Annotated in this window: 18 protein-coding genes; 16 read left to right on the forward strand and 2 right to left on the reverse strand. The window is 35.7% G+C overall.

The features are described 5' to 3' along the window. The first annotated feature begins 17 nt into the window (after positions 1 to 17). The 6 genes from sigH to ACO5GE_RS02655 all read left to right on the forward strand — a co-directional run bounded on the left by sigH (position 18) and on the right by ACO5GE_RS02655 (position 4,485). Positions 18 to 701, forward strand: a complete 684-nt coding sequence (gene sigH, locus ACO5GE_RS02630) for an RNA polymerase sporulation sigma factor SigH (protein ID WP_484829372.1) — start codon at positions 18 to 20, stop codon at positions 699 to 701. A 223-nt stretch (positions 702 to 924) separates the two neighbouring features. After that, on the forward strand, positions 925 to 2,208 hold the full coding sequence (locus ACO5GE_RS02635; protein WP_484829373.1) for a biotin/lipoyl attachment domain-containing protein: 1,284 nt from the start codon (positions 925 to 927) through the stop codon (positions 2,206 to 2,208). After that, a complete protein-coding gene (locus tag ACO5GE_RS02640) occupies positions 2,209 to 2,901 on the forward strand; it encodes a YggS family pyridoxal phosphate-dependent enzyme (protein ID WP_484829374.1) in 693 nt (230 codons plus the stop codon). Between the two features lie 19 nt (positions 2,902 to 2,920). Continuing rightward, on the forward strand, positions 2,921 to 3,373 hold the full coding sequence (locus ACO5GE_RS02645) for a cell division protein SepF (protein ID WP_484829375.1): 453 nt from the start codon (positions 2,921 to 2,923) through the stop codon (positions 3,371 to 3,373). Between the two features lie 22 nt (positions 3,374 to 3,395). Then, positions 3,396 to 3,683 carry a YggT family protein gene (locus ACO5GE_RS02650; RefSeq protein ID WP_484829376.1) on the forward strand — a complete coding sequence of 96 codons (288 nt, stop codon included), beginning with the start codon at positions 3,396 to 3,398 and terminating at the stop codon, positions 3,681 to 3,683. A gap of 10 nt (positions 3,684 to 3,693) precedes the next feature. Continuing rightward, positions 3,694 to 4,485: a YlmH family RNA-binding protein gene (locus tag ACO5GE_RS02655; RefSeq protein WP_484829377.1), complete on the forward strand. Its 792-nt coding sequence runs from the start codon at positions 3,694 to 3,696 to the stop codon at positions 4,483 to 4,485. A gap of 142 nt (positions 4,486 to 4,627) precedes the next feature. Here the strand turns inward: ACO5GE_RS02655 and ACO5GE_RS02660 are convergent, their stop codons facing one another. After that, positions 4,628 to 6,043: an alanine/glycine:cation symporter family protein gene (locus tag ACO5GE_RS02660; RefSeq protein ID WP_484829378.1), complete on the reverse strand. Its 1,416-nt coding sequence runs from the start codon at positions 6,041 to 6,043 to the stop codon at positions 4,628 to 4,630. Between the two features lie 36 nt (positions 6,044 to 6,079). Further along, on the reverse strand, positions 6,080 to 7,006 hold the full coding sequence (gene glsA / locus ACO5GE_RS02665; protein ID WP_484829380.1) for a glutaminase A: 927 nt from the start codon (positions 7,004 to 7,006) through the stop codon (positions 6,080 to 6,082). Positions 7,007 to 7,855: 849 nt separating this feature from the next. Here glsA and thiT point away from each other — a divergent pair. From thiT to ACO5GE_RS02715, 10 genes are all read left to right on the forward strand, one after another. Then, entirely contained in the window at positions 7,856 to 8,386 is a 531-nt protein-coding gene (gene thiT, locus ACO5GE_RS02670) for an energy-coupled thiamine transporter ThiT (RefSeq protein ID WP_484829381.1), read from the forward strand. A gap of 535 nt (positions 8,387 to 8,921) precedes the next feature. Beyond that, on the forward strand, positions 8,922 to 10,385 hold the full coding sequence (gene guaB, locus ACO5GE_RS02675; RefSeq protein WP_484829382.1) for an IMP dehydrogenase: 1,464 nt from the start codon (positions 8,922 to 8,924) through the stop codon (positions 10,383 to 10,385). A gap of 3 nt (positions 10,386 to 10,388) precedes the next feature. After that, positions 10,389 to 11,921 (forward strand): glutamine-hydrolyzing GMP synthase, encoded by a 1,533-nt coding sequence (gene guaA, locus ACO5GE_RS02680; RefSeq protein WP_484829383.1) that lies wholly within the window; start codon positions 10,389 to 10,391, stop codon positions 11,919 to 11,921. A 271-nt stretch (positions 11,922 to 12,192) separates the two neighbouring features. After that, positions 12,193 to 12,690, forward strand: a complete 498-nt coding sequence (locus ACO5GE_RS02685; RefSeq protein WP_484829384.1) for a GNAT family N-acetyltransferase — start codon at positions 12,193 to 12,195, stop codon at positions 12,688 to 12,690. 510 nt (positions 12,691 to 13,200) lie between these two features. Beyond that, positions 13,201 to 13,794 carry a hypothetical protein gene (locus ACO5GE_RS02690; protein ID WP_484829385.1) on the forward strand — a complete coding sequence of 198 codons (594 nt, stop codon included), beginning with the start codon at positions 13,201 to 13,203 and terminating at the stop codon, positions 13,792 to 13,794. Between the two features lie 93 nt (positions 13,795 to 13,887). Next, on the forward strand, positions 13,888 to 15,279 hold the full coding sequence (locus tag ACO5GE_RS02695) for a VapE domain-containing protein (RefSeq protein WP_484829386.1): 1,392 nt from the start codon (positions 13,888 to 13,890) through the stop codon (positions 15,277 to 15,279). A gap of 387 nt (positions 15,280 to 15,666) precedes the next feature. Then, complete coding sequence (locus ACO5GE_RS02700; protein WP_484829387.1) at positions 15,667 to 16,047, forward strand: mobilization protein; 381 nt, start codon at positions 15,667 to 15,669, stop codon at positions 16,045 to 16,047. Further along, positions 16,047 to 17,495, forward strand: coding sequence for a relaxase/mobilization nuclease domain-containing protein (locus ACO5GE_RS02705; RefSeq protein ID WP_484829388.1), 1,449 nt, complete (start codon positions 16,047 to 16,049; stop codon positions 17,493 to 17,495). Before ACO5GE_RS02700 ends, ACO5GE_RS02705 begins: the two co-directional genes overlap by 1 nt. 159 nt (positions 17,496 to 17,654) lie before the next feature. Beyond that, on the forward strand, positions 17,655 to 17,858 hold the full coding sequence (locus ACO5GE_RS02710; RefSeq protein WP_484829389.1) for a helix-turn-helix domain-containing protein: 204 nt from the start codon (positions 17,655 to 17,657) through the stop codon (positions 17,856 to 17,858). After that, positions 17,830 to 18,550 (forward strand): type I restriction-modification system subunit M N-terminal domain-containing protein (locus ACO5GE_RS02715; protein WP_484829390.1); only part of this gene is annotated, 721 nt, incomplete at its 3' end. The genes ACO5GE_RS02710 and ACO5GE_RS02715, both read left to right, overlap by 29 nt.

Genomic DNA, 18,550 nt, shown 5'->3' on the forward strand with positions numbered 1-18,550 from the left:
TCAGAAGGGGAATCGTTATGAAGGACACAATGAAATATTTTTTTGAAAAGTTAAAAGATGAATATTCCATAGACCTTGATAAGATTCCAAAAGAAGAGTGGGAAGAACAGATTGTCTATCTTGCACAAAAAGGAGATACTTATGCAATTGAATATATTTTCAGCAAATATATGGGATTGGTACGAAGTAAATCAAAAGTGTATTTTTTGGTCGGTGCAGAGAAAGAAGATATTGTTCAAGAGGGACTGATTGGTCTTCATAAGGCAATTCGTGATTTCAATCCTCAAAAGAAGCGAATGTTTCGTTCTTTTGCGGATATGTGCATCAATCGCCAGTTGATTACGGCTGTGAAGGGAAGTACAAGGCAAAAACATATTCCGCTCAATTCCTCTATCTCGTTGAATCGTAAACTTTATGAAGAAGAAAATGATACCACAATGTTGGATGTAATTGAAAATGAAAGAGTTTCGAATCCGGAAGATATTTTTTTGAATGAAGAAAAGGGATTGTACTTTCGAAAACTGATGACTGAAATTCTAAGTGATTTGGAGTCTAAAGTAATAGAAATGTATTTGGAGGGACGATCCTATCAGGAGATTGCACAAATTTTAGAGTTAAGTCCTAAAGTAATCGACAATGCGTTACAAAGAGCAAAGAAAAAATTTGAGAAAGCATTGTTAGAAAATAAATTTTATGAATAAGATAATGACTTGTCATGTGAAGATTCTAAATGATGTTTGATAAAATCACTTTCTCATATACGAAAAGTACTTATCTTTTTTGATAGGATGAGAGGTAAGAGGTTGTTATTTTTAGCAGAAACATTGATTTTTTAATAAAAAGAATGTAAAATGAATTAAACTTAATACATTTTGCCTAAATGAAATAAAGGTTGATTATTATTTTTATCAAAAAGGAAAAGGTATGCAAAAACAAAGAAAGAGAAGAAAGAGACGAAGAAAAATAAATTCGGTTGCTTGGAATAGAGTAGCTTGGTTATTGATGGGAATTTCCTTTGTTTTGTTTTTCCTGTTGAATATCTGGAGAGGTGCGGTGTATGCAAGTGTTGATATCGGTACAATTGATATTGGACAGATTATCAATGTAGCACAAAAAAAGGCAGTCATTATCCGCAAGGAACAGAATATTTTTGCGCATCAGGAAGGATATGTAGACTACATCGTACCGGAAGGACAACGTGTCCGTAAAGGGACGAATATTGCTGTAATGAGAAGCGGATACAGTAGGGATGATTTGCAAGACAGTTTGAGATTGATAGACTATAAGTTGAAAGAAAAGCAAAATATAGATGTTTCTAAAGATTTAACCATGGAAATCAACAAAAGAAATGTGGAATTGCAAACATTGTATGCCGATTTACAAAAACGGATTTTTTCCGGTGAAGAAGAGTATTTGGAATCTTTAAAACAGGAAATTATTACTGTGAATGATCAAAAGAAATTCTTGGAAGATATTGTCCAAGGCAAAGACGTTAGTATAGAAGAGTTGAAAGCTGATAAACAAAAATTGTTGGATCAAATCAATGGAGATGCATACTATATCAAGTCACCGATGACAGGAATCATTGTTGCTTACAGTGACGGATATGAAGATAAACTGACTTTTGAGAATCGAAACAACATTACTGTTTCTTATATCGAAAAAGTAAAGGACTCTGATGAGGTCGATTTGAAGAAAAAGATTTTTGTAAACAAACCTGTCGGAAGAGTGGTGTATAATTTCAAATACTATTTTGCTTGTCAGGTAGACAAAGAAGATATTGACCATATTGTATCAGAGCAACCGGTAACAATTTATGTGGACAATCAAGAGATTACAGCCTATTTGGAAGACTTTCACCAAGGAGATGACGGTAAATTTTTAGGTTTGTTTCGGGTAGAAGATGAGTTATTCCATTTTTATGAAAAAAGATGTTTTAATATTAAGGTAGAGTATAAGAATAGAAAAGGATTGAAGATACCGAAGTCTGCAATTTTCAAAGATAAGAACGGGAATGACGGAATCTTTGTTGTAGATGAAGCAGGGCTTGCTGTATTTCGAGAAATTAGAGATCAGATAGCAGAAGATAAGGACTATATTGTTTGTAAGTACAACAGTCGTGTTCCAAGAAAAGCGGATGATATCAAGTTATATGACAGTGTTATTTTGAATCCGATTATTGTAAAAGAAGGGGATAAGGTGAGATAGATGGGAGTAAAAGAAAATTTAAAATCAGTACAAGCATCTATTGAACAGGCAAGGCAAAATTCATGTGAAAAACAGGAAGTAACATTGATTGCAGTGACAAAGACAATAGATATCAAACCGATGGAGGAAGTGCTGGAAGAGGGAGTACTATGTTTTGGAGAAAACAAAGTACAGGAAGTTCTCAACAAATATGAACAATTTCCAAATACAGTTAAGTGGCATTTGATTGGAACATTACAAAGCAATAAAGTGAAATACATTATTGATAAAGTAGAAATGATTCATTCGTTGGATCGAATGAGTTTGGCAAAAGAAATCGACCGAAGAGCAAAAGAAATCGGTGTGGTAATGAAATGTTTGATTCAAGTCAATATTTCTCAAGAAGAAAGTAAGCATGGCTTGGATAAAGCGGAAGCTTTGAAATTTATTGAAGAAGTTGCACAAAATTTCTCTAACATTCAAGTCTTAGGTTTGATGGGGATGGCTCCTTTTGTAGAAGATTCAGAAGAAGCAAGACCGTATTTTCGTCAATTGAAAGAGTTGTTTGAAGAGGCAAAGAATTTGAATCTTGGAACCGGACAAATGAAGTATCTATCAATGGGAATGACAAACGACTATACGGTTGCGATTGAAGAAGGTTCTAACATGGTAAGAGTTGGAACCGGAATTTTTGGAAAAAGAAACTATAACTAATTCGAGGAGGACATGAAACATGGCGGAGAAATTTACAGATAAACTAAAAGGTTTTTTAATGCCTGCGGGTAATTCGGATGATTATGAAGAATTTGATGAATATGAAGAAGAAGAATATTTACCAACACCACCAAAGTCTTCTCCGAATAAAGTAGTGAATATCAATACAAACTCAGGAAAAAGTGGGGATTCTAAAGTAGTGATTTATGAACCTACTCAATACAATGAAGATATTCCGGGTATTGTAGATAGTTTGAAAAGCAAAAAGATTTGTATTGTGAACTTGGAGAAAGTAAGGGATGCATCTATTTCCAGCACTATTTTTTATTTTTTAAGTGGAGCAATCTATGCAATGAATGGAGATATTGCAGAAATTTCCAGTGGGGTTTTTGTGCTTGCACCACCTTCTGTTGATATTGACGGCAGTGTGAAGATGGTATTGCAAAACAAAGGATTTTTCAAGTGGCAGTAAGTTTAGGAAGGACTTTAACAATATGTTAAATTTACACAAAGTATATATGTCTGTTCAGTGGATTGACTCTGTATTCTTGTTGCTGTACTGGCTCATTATTGCTCGGGCTTTTTTGAATGCTGCACCGACGTTTCGCATGAAACATTATCAGGGTTCAAGAATCGTATATCGAATTACAGATCCTTTTATGATTCCGATTGAAAACTTTATGTATAAGCATGCTCGTTTGGACCAGGTGGATCTTTCCCCTCTGTTGGCAATCATCATGTTACAACTTTTGAAAACCATTCTATATAATATCATTTATTAGGGGTAAAGAAATGCAAAAAAGTGAGAAAGAACGACGAGTGTCACATATTACCGACACGTCGTTAAGAGAGAAGGCACTTCGCGTATTGGATATCGCACAACAGGTGTTGTATTCACATGAGATAAAACATAGTGATTTTTTGACACCTTATGAGCAGAGAGAAATTGCAAATGTTCTCAATGGAATTCATGAGATTCGATATTCTTTCGATGGAGTGTTGGAACAAAGTGAACGAAAAATAATCTCTATTTATCCTGACTATCTTGAAGAGGTTTGTCAGGATATTTTAGTATGTTTAAAAATAAAGGGAAATACACAATTCTCAAAGTTATCTCATCGAGATTATTTGGGAAGTATCTTGGGGCTGGGACTTCGTAGAGAAAAGCTTGGTGATATCTTTGTATCTGAAGAGGGAGCATATCTGATTTGTTTAGAAAGTATTGCCGACTATATTTGTTTTCATTTGGAAAAGGTTAAGAATATTTCTGTGAAAGTCAATAGAGTAGAAAAAGAAGAGGTTGCACTTCCAAAACAGGAAAAAAGAGAATGTGAATTCGTAGTATCTTCGATGAGATTGGATTCTATTGTTTCAGGAATGTTTCATCTGTCTAGAAATGATGCGAAATCTCTTGTTCAAAAAGAGTTCGTCAGTGTGGACTATGAAGTGGTGAGCAATCCTTCCAAACTGCTAGAACCTCCAGTCGTTATTTCAGCAAGAGGGTTTGGAAAGGGAACATTTGAAGAGGTCTTGTATCAAACAAAAAAAGATCGATACAAACTAAGAGCAACAATTTTGAAATAACTGAAATTTTGAGAAACGTTTTTGAAAAAAGAAATCCACATCTAGTGTTGAATCAGTAGATGTGGATTTTATTATATTGTGAGTTTCACGTCTTTCAGTCTATCGATAAAGAAAAATTATGAGATGGTAAAAGACATCGTTGTTATTTCCAGTAGTCTAATTTACTGTCATCCAATCCGATACTTGTTGCACGGAATACAGGATTTTTACCTTCTTTTCTTTGTGCTTCATAATCTTTTAAGGATTTGATAGCTGTGTTTCCTAAGATTAGGATAGCAGGTAAGTTAATCAATGCCATAACACCCATCAATAAGTCTGCAACATCCCAAGCAAGAGCTTGTCTTTGAGCAGCTCCCAAAAAGATAACGGCAGCAGCAAAGACACGGTATGCAGTCATAAATGTTTTGCTAGGAACTTTTCCATTGATGTATGCCAAGTTATTATCTACATAATACAAGTTTCCAATTAAAGTTGTGAATGCAAACAGAATCAAAGAGATGGTAATGAAATGGTTACCGAAACTTCCCATAAATGTAGATAATGCAGCTTGAACATAAGGTGCACCGGCTAATTCTTTAGTAGGCTCTACTCCTGAACTTAAACACATAAATGCAGTAGCACTACAGATTACAACAGTGTCGATAAATACAGACAACATTTGTACCAAACCTTGTTTTACAGGGTGGCTTACATTTGCAGATGCAGCAGCATTCGGTGCAGAACCGATACCTGCTTCGTTAGAATAAAGACCTCTCTTGATTCCGTACATCATACTGGAACCTGCAACCCCACCGAAGATAGCGCGGAAGTTAAATGCATCGGAGAAAATTTTTGCAAATACAGTCGGCATATAACCGATGTTGATAACAATCATGATAAGAGAAACAATGACATAAATAGTTCCCATAAAAGGTACCAACATAGATGTGAAAGTGATAATTCTTTTTCCTCCACCAAGAATACAGTACAAAGTAATAAGAGCAAGCACTGCACCGATGATGTATGGAGTTGTATTTTCGTGATAGAAAGAGTATGCTTGGAATGTTGTTTGCAAGTTGAATGCTGCAAGCATATTAAATCCGATTGCATAAGTCAAAATCAAACTGATTGCGAAAACAACACCAAGAGCTCTGTTTTTTAGTGCAGATTCAATGTAGTAAGAAGGTCCCCCGTAGCTGTTGCCTTGTTCGTCTTTTCTCTTATAGATTTGCGCCAAAGTAGATTCAATAAATGCAGATGAACCACCGATGATGGCAACAACCCACATCCAAAATACCGCACCGTATCCACCAAGGCAAAGAGCACTGGAAACACCGACGATATTTCCTGTACCTACACGAGAAGCAGTAGATACCATCAAAGCTTGGAAAGATGATACGGAATTTTCATCTTCCGGTTTTTCCAATACCACGCGAATGGATTCTTTGAACAATCTTCCTTGTAAGAATCCTGTTTTTAATGTGAAATAAATCCCGATTCCAAGTAATAGTATGATAAGAACAGGGTAGTACAGTATGTCGTTAATTGGTGTAATCAGTGCATCAATTTTTTCAGCCATGAATAATCTCTCCTTTTTTTATCAATAAAATTTTGGTTAATAAATATTTAAATTAAGATCTTGTGCTATACTTCGAAGCATTCTCATACCTACATAAGAGTTTCCGTGAGAATCAAGTCCTGGACAGTAAACTCCAATTCCATAACCTGACTTGGAAGCAGTAACGATACCACCGCCCACTCCACTTTTTGCAGGAATACCAACTCGAATGGCAAAGTCGCCGGAGTAATCGTAAGTCCCACAAGTCGCCATAATCGTTCTCAGTATTTTGGCATGCTTTGCACTTAGAACCTCTTCTCCTGCAAGATTTTTTCCATCTCTAGATAGAATAAATCCAAGGTTTGCCAAATCGACAGCATCTACCAAGATGGAACAAGCTTTGAAATAAGTATTGAGCAAGTCGTCCACATCAATATGAGGTGGAATGATATTGTCATTTAGTAGCATATAAGTCAACGCGCGATTTGCATAGGCGCAAGAGCTTTCGGAACGGTAAATACTTCTGCTAAAGTCTAATTTGTCATTGTCAATCAAATCTCTTGTACGATTTAAGATAAAATCGAAGGTATTGTTCCCATATTTTTCTTGCAGAAGTGCTGTGGAAACGATTGCACCCGCGTTAATAAAAGGATTCACCGGAATGTTTTTGTTACTTAACTCCAATTCGATAATACTGTTGAACGGTTTTGCAGACGGTTTGACACCGACAAAGCGTTTAATGTAATCGAAGTCATAGCTTTCAAGAACACAAAGGTAAATAATCACCTTTACGATACTTTGGATACTGAACTTGTAGTGAGAATCTCCTACTTCATACACAGTACCGTCAGGAGAAATCAGTGTTGCTCCTGCACGAGACTTGTCCTCTTTGGCAAGCTCGGGAATATAACTTGCAGTAACACCTCTTTCTTTATATAACATACCATAGTCATAAGCTTTTTGTAGAACATTTTGAAAATCCAATGGAATCACCTCCTAATGATTCTTTTTTAGAAAAATAAAGAATATCTTAAAAAAATATAGAACAAATTATTAAAGATATATAATATTATTCTATATATAAAAGATATTCCTAATCCACCAACGTTACCCCTATTTTATCTTAAAATCGAGAACAATTCAATAAAGAAATGATATTTATAGGGATTTCTTTGGAAATATTATGACAGAACGATTACAATTGAAGAGTTTTTACTCAGTTATAGTGATAGAGCATCTTTGTCTATCCCCTGAAAATATAGGAAAGCTATGTTGTAACAGTACAAGAAATCAGTTCAAAATATGATATCATTCCAATTGAAGTATAATTCAAAATAAAATATAGTGCCGAATAAAATACAGTTCAACATAGAAAACAAAGACAATAGAGTTTATTTGATAATAAAAACATGGAAGAATAAATCAAATTGAAGTATAATATCAGTACAAATCGAGAACAGGGGAGCTTATTTGCTGAGAGGAAACCATGGTTTCGACCCTTAAGTTGATCTGGATAATGCCGGCGTAACAAGTTTGAATCGCGTCGCATCAGTGCGACTTTTTTTATGAAAAAATCGGTTTTGACTAAAGTGTTTTTGTATGCATATTAGAGAAGAAACAGAGTAGTATGAAGAATTTATTTGTAGACTTTTTTGTTCATCTCATTCATCAAAAATGGTGGTAAAAACCATTTTGCCATTATCATTTCATCAGTATATGTTAAATGAAGAAATATTTTGGTAAAAAACAATTTTTCTGAACTTGTGATTTGGATTTCGGAAGTAGACGATTTGTAACAATCTGTTTCAACAATATCACAAAGGAGGAAAACACATGAAACAAACAGATGTAAGAATTTTGGTAGAAGGCGGTATCATGATTGCTCTTGCAACATTACTGAGCTTTATTAAGGTGTTTGAGATGCCACAGGGAGGTTCCATTACAGCAGTGAGCATGGCACCGATTTTGATTTATTCCTGTCGACATGGTGTCAAAAAAGGTTTGGTGGTATCCACTGTTTATGGAATTCTTCAGTATTTACTACAAGGAGGATTTTCCATCCATCCAATGTCTATTTTGTTGGACTATGTTTTGGCTTTCGGAGTACTTGGAGTTGCCGGAATGTGGAAAGGTCGAACATGGATGGAACTACTAGGTTGTTGTGTTGCAATAGTACTTCGATATGTGGTGCTCGTGATTTCCGGAGTGGTAGTGTGGGGCTCCTACGCACCTGAAGGAGTCAGTCCGCTTTCCTATTCTATCGGATACAATGCAAGTTATATGATTCCGGAAGGAATTTTGACAATGGTAATGATTGCCGTCTTGTATCAAAAAGTGATTCGTAGCATGAAACCTTCTGTGTAGTGACGTGTTTCAAAAATGCTGATAAGAATCTGATAGAGATAAGATAATGATTGGTTAAGAAGCAGATGGAGCTGTGACCGAACTAAAGAAAGAGGAATTTGCAACAGTACAATTCGTTAAAAAAGTTTTGTTCTATCTTAATGGCATTCTGAAATAGAGTTATTTATGTTAAAAACCATCTATAATATTCGGATTTTTTACTGAGGATATGGGTGGTTTTTATTTTTATGTTTCAAACAACAAATCAGCATGAAATTCTACAAGACAAATACACATGTTTGCGTTTCTAGGATTGGCGAATCAATTTGTGTTGAAGTGTTGTCATATTTAGGGAGAATATTGTATAATAAAAGATAAATTAAAAAAGGTAGTTTTGTGTTTTGGAGAAAAATATTGTTTCTGTAAAATATTCGGAATTTGCTTATTTCAGAAGAATTCTTAAGAAAGACAGGAATTATATTTTTTGACAAAGGGTTGGGTGAGAAATACAATAGTATGTTTCTCGTGAGGGATTTTTAACTTTAAGGAGGACATTATGGCAAATATTTTGAAAGAAGCATTGACCTTTGATGATGTGTTATTGGTACCACAGGAGTCGAATGTATTACCGAAAGAGGTAGATACATCCACTTATTTGACACGAAAAATTAAGTTGAATATTCCGTTGATGAGTGCTGGAATGGATACTGTTACAGAGCACTCTATGGCAATTGCAATCGCAAGAGAAGGCGGAATTGGAATTATTCATAAGAATATGTCGGTTGAAGAGCAAGTGTTGGAAGTGGATAAGGTTAAACGTTCTGAACATGGAGTCATCATTGATCCGTTCTATTTGACAAAAGATAAGACTTTGCGTGATGCAGATGATTTGATGGGAAGGTATCGTATTTCAGGAGTGCCTATCGTAGATGAAAACAAAAAATTGATTGGAATCTTGACAAACAGAGATATTCGTTTTGAACAAGATTTCAGCAAAAAAATAGAAGAAGCAATGACCTCGGAGAATTTGATAACCGCATTGGAAGGTGTCAAATTGGAAGAGGCACAGGAAATCCTTCGTCAACATAAAATCGAAAAATTGCCTATTGTAGATAAAGATTATATTTTGAAAGGTCTTATTACCATCAAAGATATTGAGAAAAAAATCAAGTTCCCAAATTCGGCAACTGATGACAATGGAAGACTTCTCTGTGGAGCTGCCGTTGGAGTAACCGAAGATATGATGGAACGTGTGGACGCATTGGTAGCAGCTCATGTAGATGTCATTGTTATCGATACCGCACACGGACACTCCAAAGGAGTGTTGACTGCAATTTCCTCCGTAAAACAAAAATATCCTGAATTGCAAGTGATTGCAGGAAACGTTGCAACAGCCGAAGCAACTCGTGCATTGATTGAAGCAGGAGCAGACTGTGTAAAAGTAGGAATCGGACCGGGATCCATCTGTACAACTCGTGTTGTTGCAGGGGTTGGGGTTCCTCAAATCAGTGCAATTATGGATTGTTATGAAGAAGCAAAAAAACATAATACACCAATTATTGCAGATGGTGGAATCAAATATTCCGGAGATTTGGTAAAAGCAATTGCTGCCGGTGGTTCTGCCGTTATGTTAGGTTCACTATTAGCCGGAACAAAAGAATCTCCGGGTGAAACCATCTTGTATCGTGGTCGTTCTTTCAAATCTTACCGTGGAATGGGTTCCTTAGCATCTATGGAAAAAGGTTCTAAAGACAGATACTTCCAAGAAGATGCCAAAAAACTTGTACCGGAAGGGGTAGAAGGAATGGTTCCTTACAAAGGAGTAGCATCCAGTTTAATTTTCCAAATGGTAGGAGGACTTCGTGCAGGAATGGGTTACTGTGGAACCAAAACCATCAGAGAGTTGAATGAAAACTCCCAGTTTGTTCGTATTACTGCGGCAGGACTTCGTGAAAGCCATCCGCATGATATTACAATCACAAAAGAGGCACCAAACTATAGTTCAGGAACGGAGGATTAGTCAATGAATCAGGAAACAATCGTTGTAGTTGATTTTGGCGGACAGTACAATCAGTTGATTGCAAGACGTGTCAGAGAAAACAATGTGTACTGTGAAGTATATCCTTACAGCAAAGCGCTTGAAAAAATCAAAGAAATTCAACCGAAAGGAATCATCTTTACAGGAGGACCGAACAGTGCATACGAAGAAAATGCTCCGAAAATGGATCCGGAAGTTTTTGAGCTTGGAATTCCGGTACTTGGATTATGTTATGGAATGCAATTGATGGCACAGTCTTTGGGTGGAAACGTCGCAAAAGCGGATACCAAAGAATTTGGAAAAACGCAAACAAAGTTCGAAACAGATTCACTGTTGTTCAAAGGATTGCCGAAAGAAGCAATCACTTGGATGAGTCATGTGGATTTTGTTGAAAAACTTCCACAAGGATTCGAAAAAATCGCATATACAGATAACTGTCCTGTAGCTGCAATGCAAAATATAGAAAAGAAATTCTATGCAATGCAATATCATCCTGAAGTCCTTCATACAGAAAACGGAACAGCTATGCTTCGCAACTTCCTATATGAAGTGTGCCATTGTACAGGACAATGGACGATGGCAAACTATGCGAAAACAGCAATCGAAGAAATTCGAACAAAAGTAGGAGATGGAAAAGTTGTCCTTGCACTTTCAGGAGGAGTAGATTCTTCCGTAGTAGCAGCATTGATTTCCAAAGCAATCGGAAGTCAGTTGACCTGTATCTTTGTAGACCATGGTTTGATGAGAAAAAATGAAGGTGACGAAGTAGAGCAGGCATTTGCAAACTCCGGAATGAACTTTATTCGTGTTGATGCCGAAAAAAGATTTTTAGATAAATTAGCAGGTGTTTCCGATCCGGAACAAAAAAGAAAAATCATCGGAGAAGAATTTATTCGTGTGTTTGAAGAAGAAGGAAGAAAAATCGGAGCAGTTGACTTCTTGGCACAAGGAACAATTTATCCCGATGTAATAGAAAGCGGAGAAGGAGACGCTGCAGTAATCAAGAGTCACCACAATGTAGGTGGACTTCCTGCAGTAGTAGACTTCAAAGGATTGATAGAGCCTCTTCGCAACCTGTTCAAAGATGAAGTAAGACAGTTAGGATTGGAAGTAGGGTTGGCAGAATACTTGGTATGGAGACAACCGTTCCCTGGACCGGGCCTTGCAATTCGTGTGATGGGAGAAATCACAAAAGAAAAATTGGACATCCTAAGAGATGCAGATTATGTATTCAGAGATGAAATCGCAAAAGCGGGATTAGACAAGAGTATCAACCAATATTTTGCAGTGTTGACAACAACAAGAACCGTTGGAGTAATGGGGGACTTTCGTACCTATGACTATGTACTAGCACTTCGTGGAGTGACCACAACAGACTTTATGACAGCTGATTGGGCACGAATCCCGTATGAAGTATTGGACAAAATCTCCGGTAGAATCATCAATGAAGTAGATCATATCAACAGAATCGTATATGATATTACCAGCAAACCACCGGGAACAATTGAATGGGAGTAACAGAAGTAAATATGATACTGTTACAAAACCATTGAAAACATTGGGATTTAGCGGTTGAACGGTGTGAAAAAACTCTTGGGTGATACTATTTTGATACTAAAAGTTGAAAAAGTAGGTTCAAAAGAGAGTCATTGAATGAAGTCAGTTTTCATAAGTGATAGTTATTGACTGAAAGTCAATAAGGTAAGAGAGAATAGAGAGCCTTCCATCGTTTTGGTGGAAGCTTTTGTGGGGATTAGAGAACGGTAAATTGGAATGATGGAGGGAAGTAATGGAAACAGAACGTTTAATGATAAGAGTTCCAACAATAGAAGATTTTGATGGGCTATATTTGGTGCATGCTGACCCGGAAACTAATATTTTCAACCCCGGTTGGAAAAAACCAAGTAAAGAAGAATTCATGCAATCGTTAAGTTCTATAATAGAACACCATAATCAACATGGGTTTGGTTATTATGCCTTAGTAGATAAAGAGGATAATAAAGTTTTTGGGATATGTGGCTTAAGATATACTAAAATAAATAATGAAACTTTTTTAAACCTATATTACAGAATTTCTCCATCTAAAATGAGAAGAGGATTTGTAAAAGAAGCAGCCAATAAAATTATTGAAGATGTAACAAAAAAATTGAACAATAAATATAAAATAGTTGTAGTAACTTTAGATGAAAATATCCCATCCAGAAAAACTGCGGAATCCTTAGGATTAAAATATAAAAAAGAGTTTGATAATATAGATGGGGAAGGAAATGTGTATTATTTTAATTAAAGATTTTTAAAATATATGTATTGAGAAAATATCTCTATATAGATGAGCGATACTGTTATATAGAAAAGGTATGATTTGAATTGTGATTCAGGTATTGGAATCATTTACTATGATAATCATAATTACCGGTAAATCTCAGTTTATTGGATGAAATCCAAACATTGTGCATAGAAAGCACATAACTTTAAGACCTAAAAATCTTTCAGTTATGTGCTTTTTTTGTACCTATTTTATATCTTATGACCTGTTATTAGAGTGATTGAGATGACTTCTTCAAAAGAAGAATAATCTATCTGTTATAGACTGAGATAGACAAATAGACATCAAAGATATGAAATGAAGAAAGTTCGTGAATTGTTGTGACCGAAAAGAAGATAAAACTGGAACTTAAACGAGTGAAGCAGTACGGAGAATTGGATGCGGGTTATAGGCATGAATTGAAAATGATTACTGAAATAATAGAAGCGGCAATACAAGAAAAAAGCCTTTAGCCAAATGACTAAAGGCAAGATGAAAGTACAAGATGATCCGTTTGTCTGTATTGACTTGGATAATGTTGATAATAAAAAACAGGATATGTTTATAAATGACTTCAATGGCACTTATGTAGAAATTTCACAATCGGGAATGGGAATAAACATTTTTGCAAAGGGAGAAATAGAAAAGAACTTTAATAACCAACTTGAAAAAGTGGAGATGTATCAAGAAAACAGATGCATTGCGATGACCGGTAATATCTATAAACTTAATGATTTTGTTGCAGAAAAAGTTCTTTTGAAACAAAAGGAGTTGGATAAATACTGCAAGCTATTTTCCCCCAAAAAAAGTGTTAGAGAAATTATTAGAAAGTATCAGGAAGCAGCTGAATGTGTTCCTGACAGTAATACGGTTATAAAAACGATGTGCAGGTATAACGCAAGGGCAAGAGCATTGTTTGAAGGTTCATACACCGGAGGAGATGCCAGTAAAGATGACTTTTCATTGCTTCTTTTTCTAAACAGTTTTACTCACGGAAATGCAGAAATGATGAAAGAATTATTTTTGAAATCTGCACTTAATCGCATAGGGATCGAAGCAAAAGAAGAACGGGAAAAGGATATCTGAAATACTTGGAAGACAGTATTTCAAAAGCGATACAGGGAGGAAATAAACGCTATTGGGATTACAACTATCACAGAAATAAAGGAGGGTATTCTCTTGAATAATTGGCTTAAATTTGATGATGTGGAGCTTAACGATTATTTGAATCGTGAGCTTGAAATCACAGATAAAGGACAAGTCAAAAGTACAGCAACCAATCTCATTACTGTGTTAGTTAATCCCTCTTTTTACAAAGAACAATCCATTATATCAGGGAATATATTCTTCGATTCATGCAGCAGGACGATTCAATTTTTTGGGAAGCTAAAAGGAGAAAATCATTCTGAATTGGAGATAAGAAAATGGAATGACCATATGACTAATGTTCTTGGAGTTGAAATCGAGAGAGATTTTGGCATCAAATATTCCAAAAATCGTATGGAAGATGCAATCACTTTTGTAGCACATAAAAGAACGATAAATTTGCCGGCAATGTATATGAAATCCTTGACTTATGATGGCAAGGAACACATTTCAAAATTACTTTCAAAATATCTTGGAGCTGAAGAAACGGAGCTGAATTCCTGGATAATGAAACATATCTTGGTTGGTATGGTAAAACGGGTAGTTCATCTGGGATGCAAGTTTGATGAACTGATGGTTTTGACAGGTTCTCAAGGTGTGGGAAAGACATCCTTTATTGAAAAGTTGGCATTATTTCCCGAATGGTATTGCTCGCTTAATAACATCAAAGGCAAGGATGCAGTCAGCAATTTGGTGGGGAAAGTCGTAGTAGAACTGGAGGAATTTGTGGCACTTAGAAACGCAAAGAGTGGCGATGAGGCGAAGCTCTTTATTTCTGCAAGAACAAGCACAGTAAGACTTCCTTATGAAAGGTTTTCAAGAGATGTAAAACGAACTTGCATTTTGATTGCAACTACTAATGATGCAACTTTTTTAGGAGATTTTTCCGGAGAAAGAAGATATCTACCTGTGAAAGTGAACAGTGAAAATATTGAATTACCAATTATGTATGATGCAGAGAAATTTCCTGTATTGGAAACTATCATGATAGAAGAACATCACAATATTGTTCAACATGATTTTGAAGGAGCTATTGCAGAAGCCGTATATCTTTACGAAAATAAACTTCACGATTTCTATTTACCGAAAGAGTTAAGGACGGATTTGGATTATGTTATTCAAACCCATAAGAGTGAGAATAGGCATGTACAAAATTTCTTAGACATTATGGAATGGAAAACGACAAAATCCGATACTCCAAATCTACTTTGTTCCGCAGAGTTTACAAGTAAGTACCCGGAAACGAATGAAAAAGTGTTTTCTGAGCTGATGGCAAATGAGATGGCAGGAGAATGGATCTTAGAAGCAAATGTGAAAAGCAAAAAGGTAAGGATTGACGGAGTGGTTCGAGTCAGCAAAAAATTCTACAAAAGGATGATAGCTACAGACTTTGTGAAAGTAAAAGACTCGGAGATACCATTCTAAGAGTTTTGAAAAAGTCCGCTACCGCTACTTTGCTACCGACTTCAAAGGTAGTGTGGTAATGGTAGCGGACTTTTTCAAACTTCTATAAAACAAAAATTGGGTAGAATGAGCGTTATCCCTCTTGGCTACGTGACACCCTTATTCTTCTGTGATAGTCATAAGAGAATAGAGCTTATTTCTATAAAAAGAGTATGTTCAGAGAGATAGCAAGCATATACTTTTTGACCACAGTCCAAAAAGTAGGCTTGTAAGCTGGGAATTCAACTTAACCAATTTTACCCTCGCCTAATTATCTCAGCAACTCAAATAAATTTTCGTTGGAGATAATTGGCTGGGGCAGACCCTAGGGAGACCCTAATACCCCGAGTAAGAAAGGAGTGATGATAAATGGCAAAGACCGTTAATCGTAAAAACAACTGCACCATTCACTTTATGGTGAATGAAGAAGACATGAATGAGCTTAACCGAAGATTTGCAATGACCAATTTTAAGAGTAAGAGAGAGTTTTATCGAGACAGTATTTTCAAGAATAGGATCATCAGCATTGATTTATTCGGTGAGTTTCGAAAAGAACTGAGGGAGCTTTCTTCTCTTATCAGTCGTAATTCAGCGAACCTAAATCAGATAGCAAAGGCGGTAAACAGCACAGGAATTATCTACAAAGATGATATTGAAAGTATCAAGAAAGCTTTGCAAGGCGAACTTCTATTTTTGTCCGAGCTTCGAGAGAAAGTTTCGGATTATATCATCAATGAGGTGGTTAGCTGATGGCGGTTACGAAGATACACCCGATCAAGACTACGCTGAAAAAGGCGATAGACTATATCTGCAATGGCGATAAAACCGATAATGAAATCTATGTTACTACCCACCTTTGTAGCAGAGAAAATGCCCACAAGGAATTTGAACTTACCAAAAAACAGTTTAACTCAAGAACCAAGACTTTAGCTCATCATCTGATTCAATCCTTTGTGCCGGAAGAAGTGAGTTTTGAAGAAGCCAATCAAGTGGGAGTAGAACTTTGCGAAAAGATTTTAGAGGGAAAATATGAGTATGTTTTAGCGACACATATCGATAAAGACCATATCCATAATCATATTATTTTTAATTCCATAGATGTTGATGATGGCAAGGTATATCATTCCTATTACGGTTTCTATATGAACATCAGAAACCAAAGCGACAGGCTTTGCAAGGAACACAATTTATCTGTCATCGACCAAGAAACACAAAAGGAAATCAGCGAGATTAGGAGAAGAAAATATGTGAATTGGTACGACTGGAATGAAGATAAAAAAGGAAGTAGCTATAAATCAAGGCTTCAGTTTGATATGGATAGGACTATAAAACAGTCAATCAACTGGCAAGACTTTTTAGACAGGATGGAAAGCTCCGGATACGAGATAAAATTCGGTAAACACATTGCTTTTAGAAAAGAAGGTCAACAGAGATTTACCAGAGCAAAAACTATTGGAGTGAATTATACCGAAGAAAAAATTAAGGGCAGAATCCTAAATAAAGAAAAAGAACTGGGCAATATCATAGATATTAAGAATAACGAAAAAGTGAAGTCAAGCAAAGGATATGAGCGATGGGCTACGAAACATAATATGACGACCGCAGCAGGTACGATGATAGCGATTCGAGATAAGGGTTTTCATTCAATGACGGAGTTGGAGTCTGAGATTAAGAGATTATCATCCCGAGCGAATCAACTTAGGAAAGAGTTTAGAGATAAGGAATTTGAATTGAAGCTAATCAAGGAAATTACCAAGCATCTGCAAACCTGCATCAATAAAAAAGCACATTACGATGGGTATAGAAAAAATCCGAATGATAAAATCTACATGATGATGAATAAGAAGGATGTAGAAGCTTACAAGGAAGCTTATTCGGAAGTTGAGATTTTTATTAAACAGTTTCCTCATCTAAAGAAAGAGATACTGGAAGGTCTAAAACGAGGCGATGGAAAGTCAATCTTTAAAGAACTAAATCAACATTCTAAGAGCTTACACGAAATACAGAAAGAACTTGCAGAAGAACACGATAAGTTACAGGAGAAGCGTAACGAACTTGATGGGCTTAAAGCAAACATCGATCAGTACCTTGGACGAAACGAGGAGCCTAAAAAAAGCATTCTTCAGCAGATAAAAAGAGAATCGGATAAATCTCCGGAAGTAAAATCAAATTCTCGACCAAAGGATATGGAACGATAGAGGTGATGCACATGGTGAATTAAAATTTGTCATGTGCATTCTTTTTTGAGAAATTTCAGTTCAATATTTTTGATTTAAATAGAGTTATCGCTATGTTTTAATTTGAATTTAAGTTATAATGTAAAAGGTTTTTATATATTCGTGGAAGGTAGGTTCATTATGAAAGCTAATTATAAAAAACTATGGCATGTTCTGCTTGACAGGAATATGAAGAAGAAGGAATTGGCAGAGCTTGCAGGTGTCAGTACATACACGATTAATAAGCTTAATAAAAACGAGAATGTTACTGTGGAAGTCCTTGGGAAGATCTGTAAGGCATTGGATTGTAGCTTAGATGATATTATGGAATTCGAAGATAGATGATGAAAGGCGAGTGACTGAGTTGGCGAAGAAATCAAAAAAAGAAGAGGCTGTAAATTTAGAAAGTGTTTTATGGGATTGCAGAGTAGCTCTTAGAGGAGTAGGAACGACCGAGAAGAATAGGGATGCTGTTATTTCTTTGGTGTTTCTAAAATTTGTCGGAGATAAGTTTGAAAAACGTAGAGAAGAAATTAAAAGTGAATATGGGGATATTCCTATGTTTTGTGAAAAACCATCTTTTTATAATGCAAAAAATGTTTTTTATTTAAAAGAAACTTCAAGGTGGTCATATATTGTAAAAAATGCTGGAGCAAATGATATAGCAGTCATTATTGATCAAGCGATGGCGGATATAGAAGAAATGAATCCATCCTTAAAAGGCACTCTGTCATTGAATTTATTTAGTACTCTTGGAGCAGATAAATCTAAAATAAAGAATCTCATTGATAATATCAATAGGATTGATGAAAACATCTTTCATGAAGAAGATTTGATTGGAAGAGTTTATGAATATTTTCTACAGATTTACGCGGCATCCGGAACGAAAGAAGAAGGAGAGTTTTATACACCTTCTAGTATAGTAAAATTGATAGCAGAGTTGATTGAACCTTATAGTGGTGTGGTTTATGACCCTTGTTGTGGGTCTCGTGTCATAATAATGACAGAGGCAAATAGTTCAGTAAAATCAAAGGTTT

It is taken from the genome of Filifactor sp. (assembly GCF_057248345.1).

What these genes read in the sequence shown, in the direction of transcription:
- sigH (WP_484829372.1), top strand. Translation starts at nt 18, where the DNA reads ATGAAGGACACAATGAAATATTTTTTTGAAAAGTTAAAAGATGAATAT.
- ACO5GE_RS02640 (WP_484829374.1), top strand. Translation starts at nt 2,209, where the DNA reads ATGGGAGTAAAAGAAAATTTAAAATCAGTACAAGCATCTATTGAACAG.
- ACO5GE_RS02705 (WP_484829388.1), top strand. Translation starts at nt 16,047, where the DNA reads ATGGCGGTTACGAAGATACACCCGATCAAGACTACGCTGAAAAAGGCG.
- ACO5GE_RS02655 (WP_484829377.1), top strand. Translation starts at nt 3,694, where the DNA reads ATGCAAAAAAGTGAGAAAGAACGACGAGTGTCACATATTACCGACACG.
- ACO5GE_RS02660 (WP_484829378.1), bottom strand. Translation starts at nt 6,043, where the DNA reads ATGGCTGAAAAAATTGATGCACTGATTACACCAATTAACGACATACTG.
- ACO5GE_RS02690 (WP_484829385.1), top strand. Translation starts at nt 13,201, where the DNA reads ATGAAAGTACAAGATGATCCGTTTGTCTGTATTGACTTGGATAATGTT.
- thiT (WP_484829381.1), top strand. Translation starts at nt 7,856, where the DNA reads ATGAAACAAACAGATGTAAGAATTTTGGTAGAAGGCGGTATCATGATT.
- ACO5GE_RS02700 (WP_484829387.1), top strand. Translation starts at nt 15,667, where the DNA reads ATGGCAAAGACCGTTAATCGTAAAAACAACTGCACCATTCACTTTATG.
- ACO5GE_RS02685 (WP_484829384.1), top strand. Translation starts at nt 12,193, where the DNA reads ATGGAAACAGAACGTTTAATGATAAGAGTTCCAACAATAGAAGATTTT.
- guaA (WP_484829383.1), top strand. Translation starts at nt 10,389, where the DNA reads ATGAATCAGGAAACAATCGTTGTAGTTGATTTTGGCGGACAGTACAAT.
- ACO5GE_RS02710 (WP_484829389.1), top strand. Translation starts at nt 17,655, where the DNA reads ATGAAAGCTAATTATAAAAAACTATGGCATGTTCTGCTTGACAGGAAT.
- guaB (WP_484829382.1), top strand. Translation starts at nt 8,922, where the DNA reads ATGGCAAATATTTTGAAAGAAGCATTGACCTTTGATGATGTGTTATTG.
- ACO5GE_RS02635 (WP_484829373.1), top strand. Translation starts at nt 925, where the DNA reads ATGCAAAAACAAAGAAAGAGAAGAAAGAGACGAAGAAAAATAAATTCG.
- ACO5GE_RS02650 (WP_484829376.1), top strand. Translation starts at nt 3,396, where the DNA reads ATGTTAAATTTACACAAAGTATATATGTCTGTTCAGTGGATTGACTCT.
- ACO5GE_RS02645 (WP_484829375.1), top strand. Translation starts at nt 2,921, where the DNA reads ATGGCGGAGAAATTTACAGATAAACTAAAAGGTTTTTTAATGCCTGCG.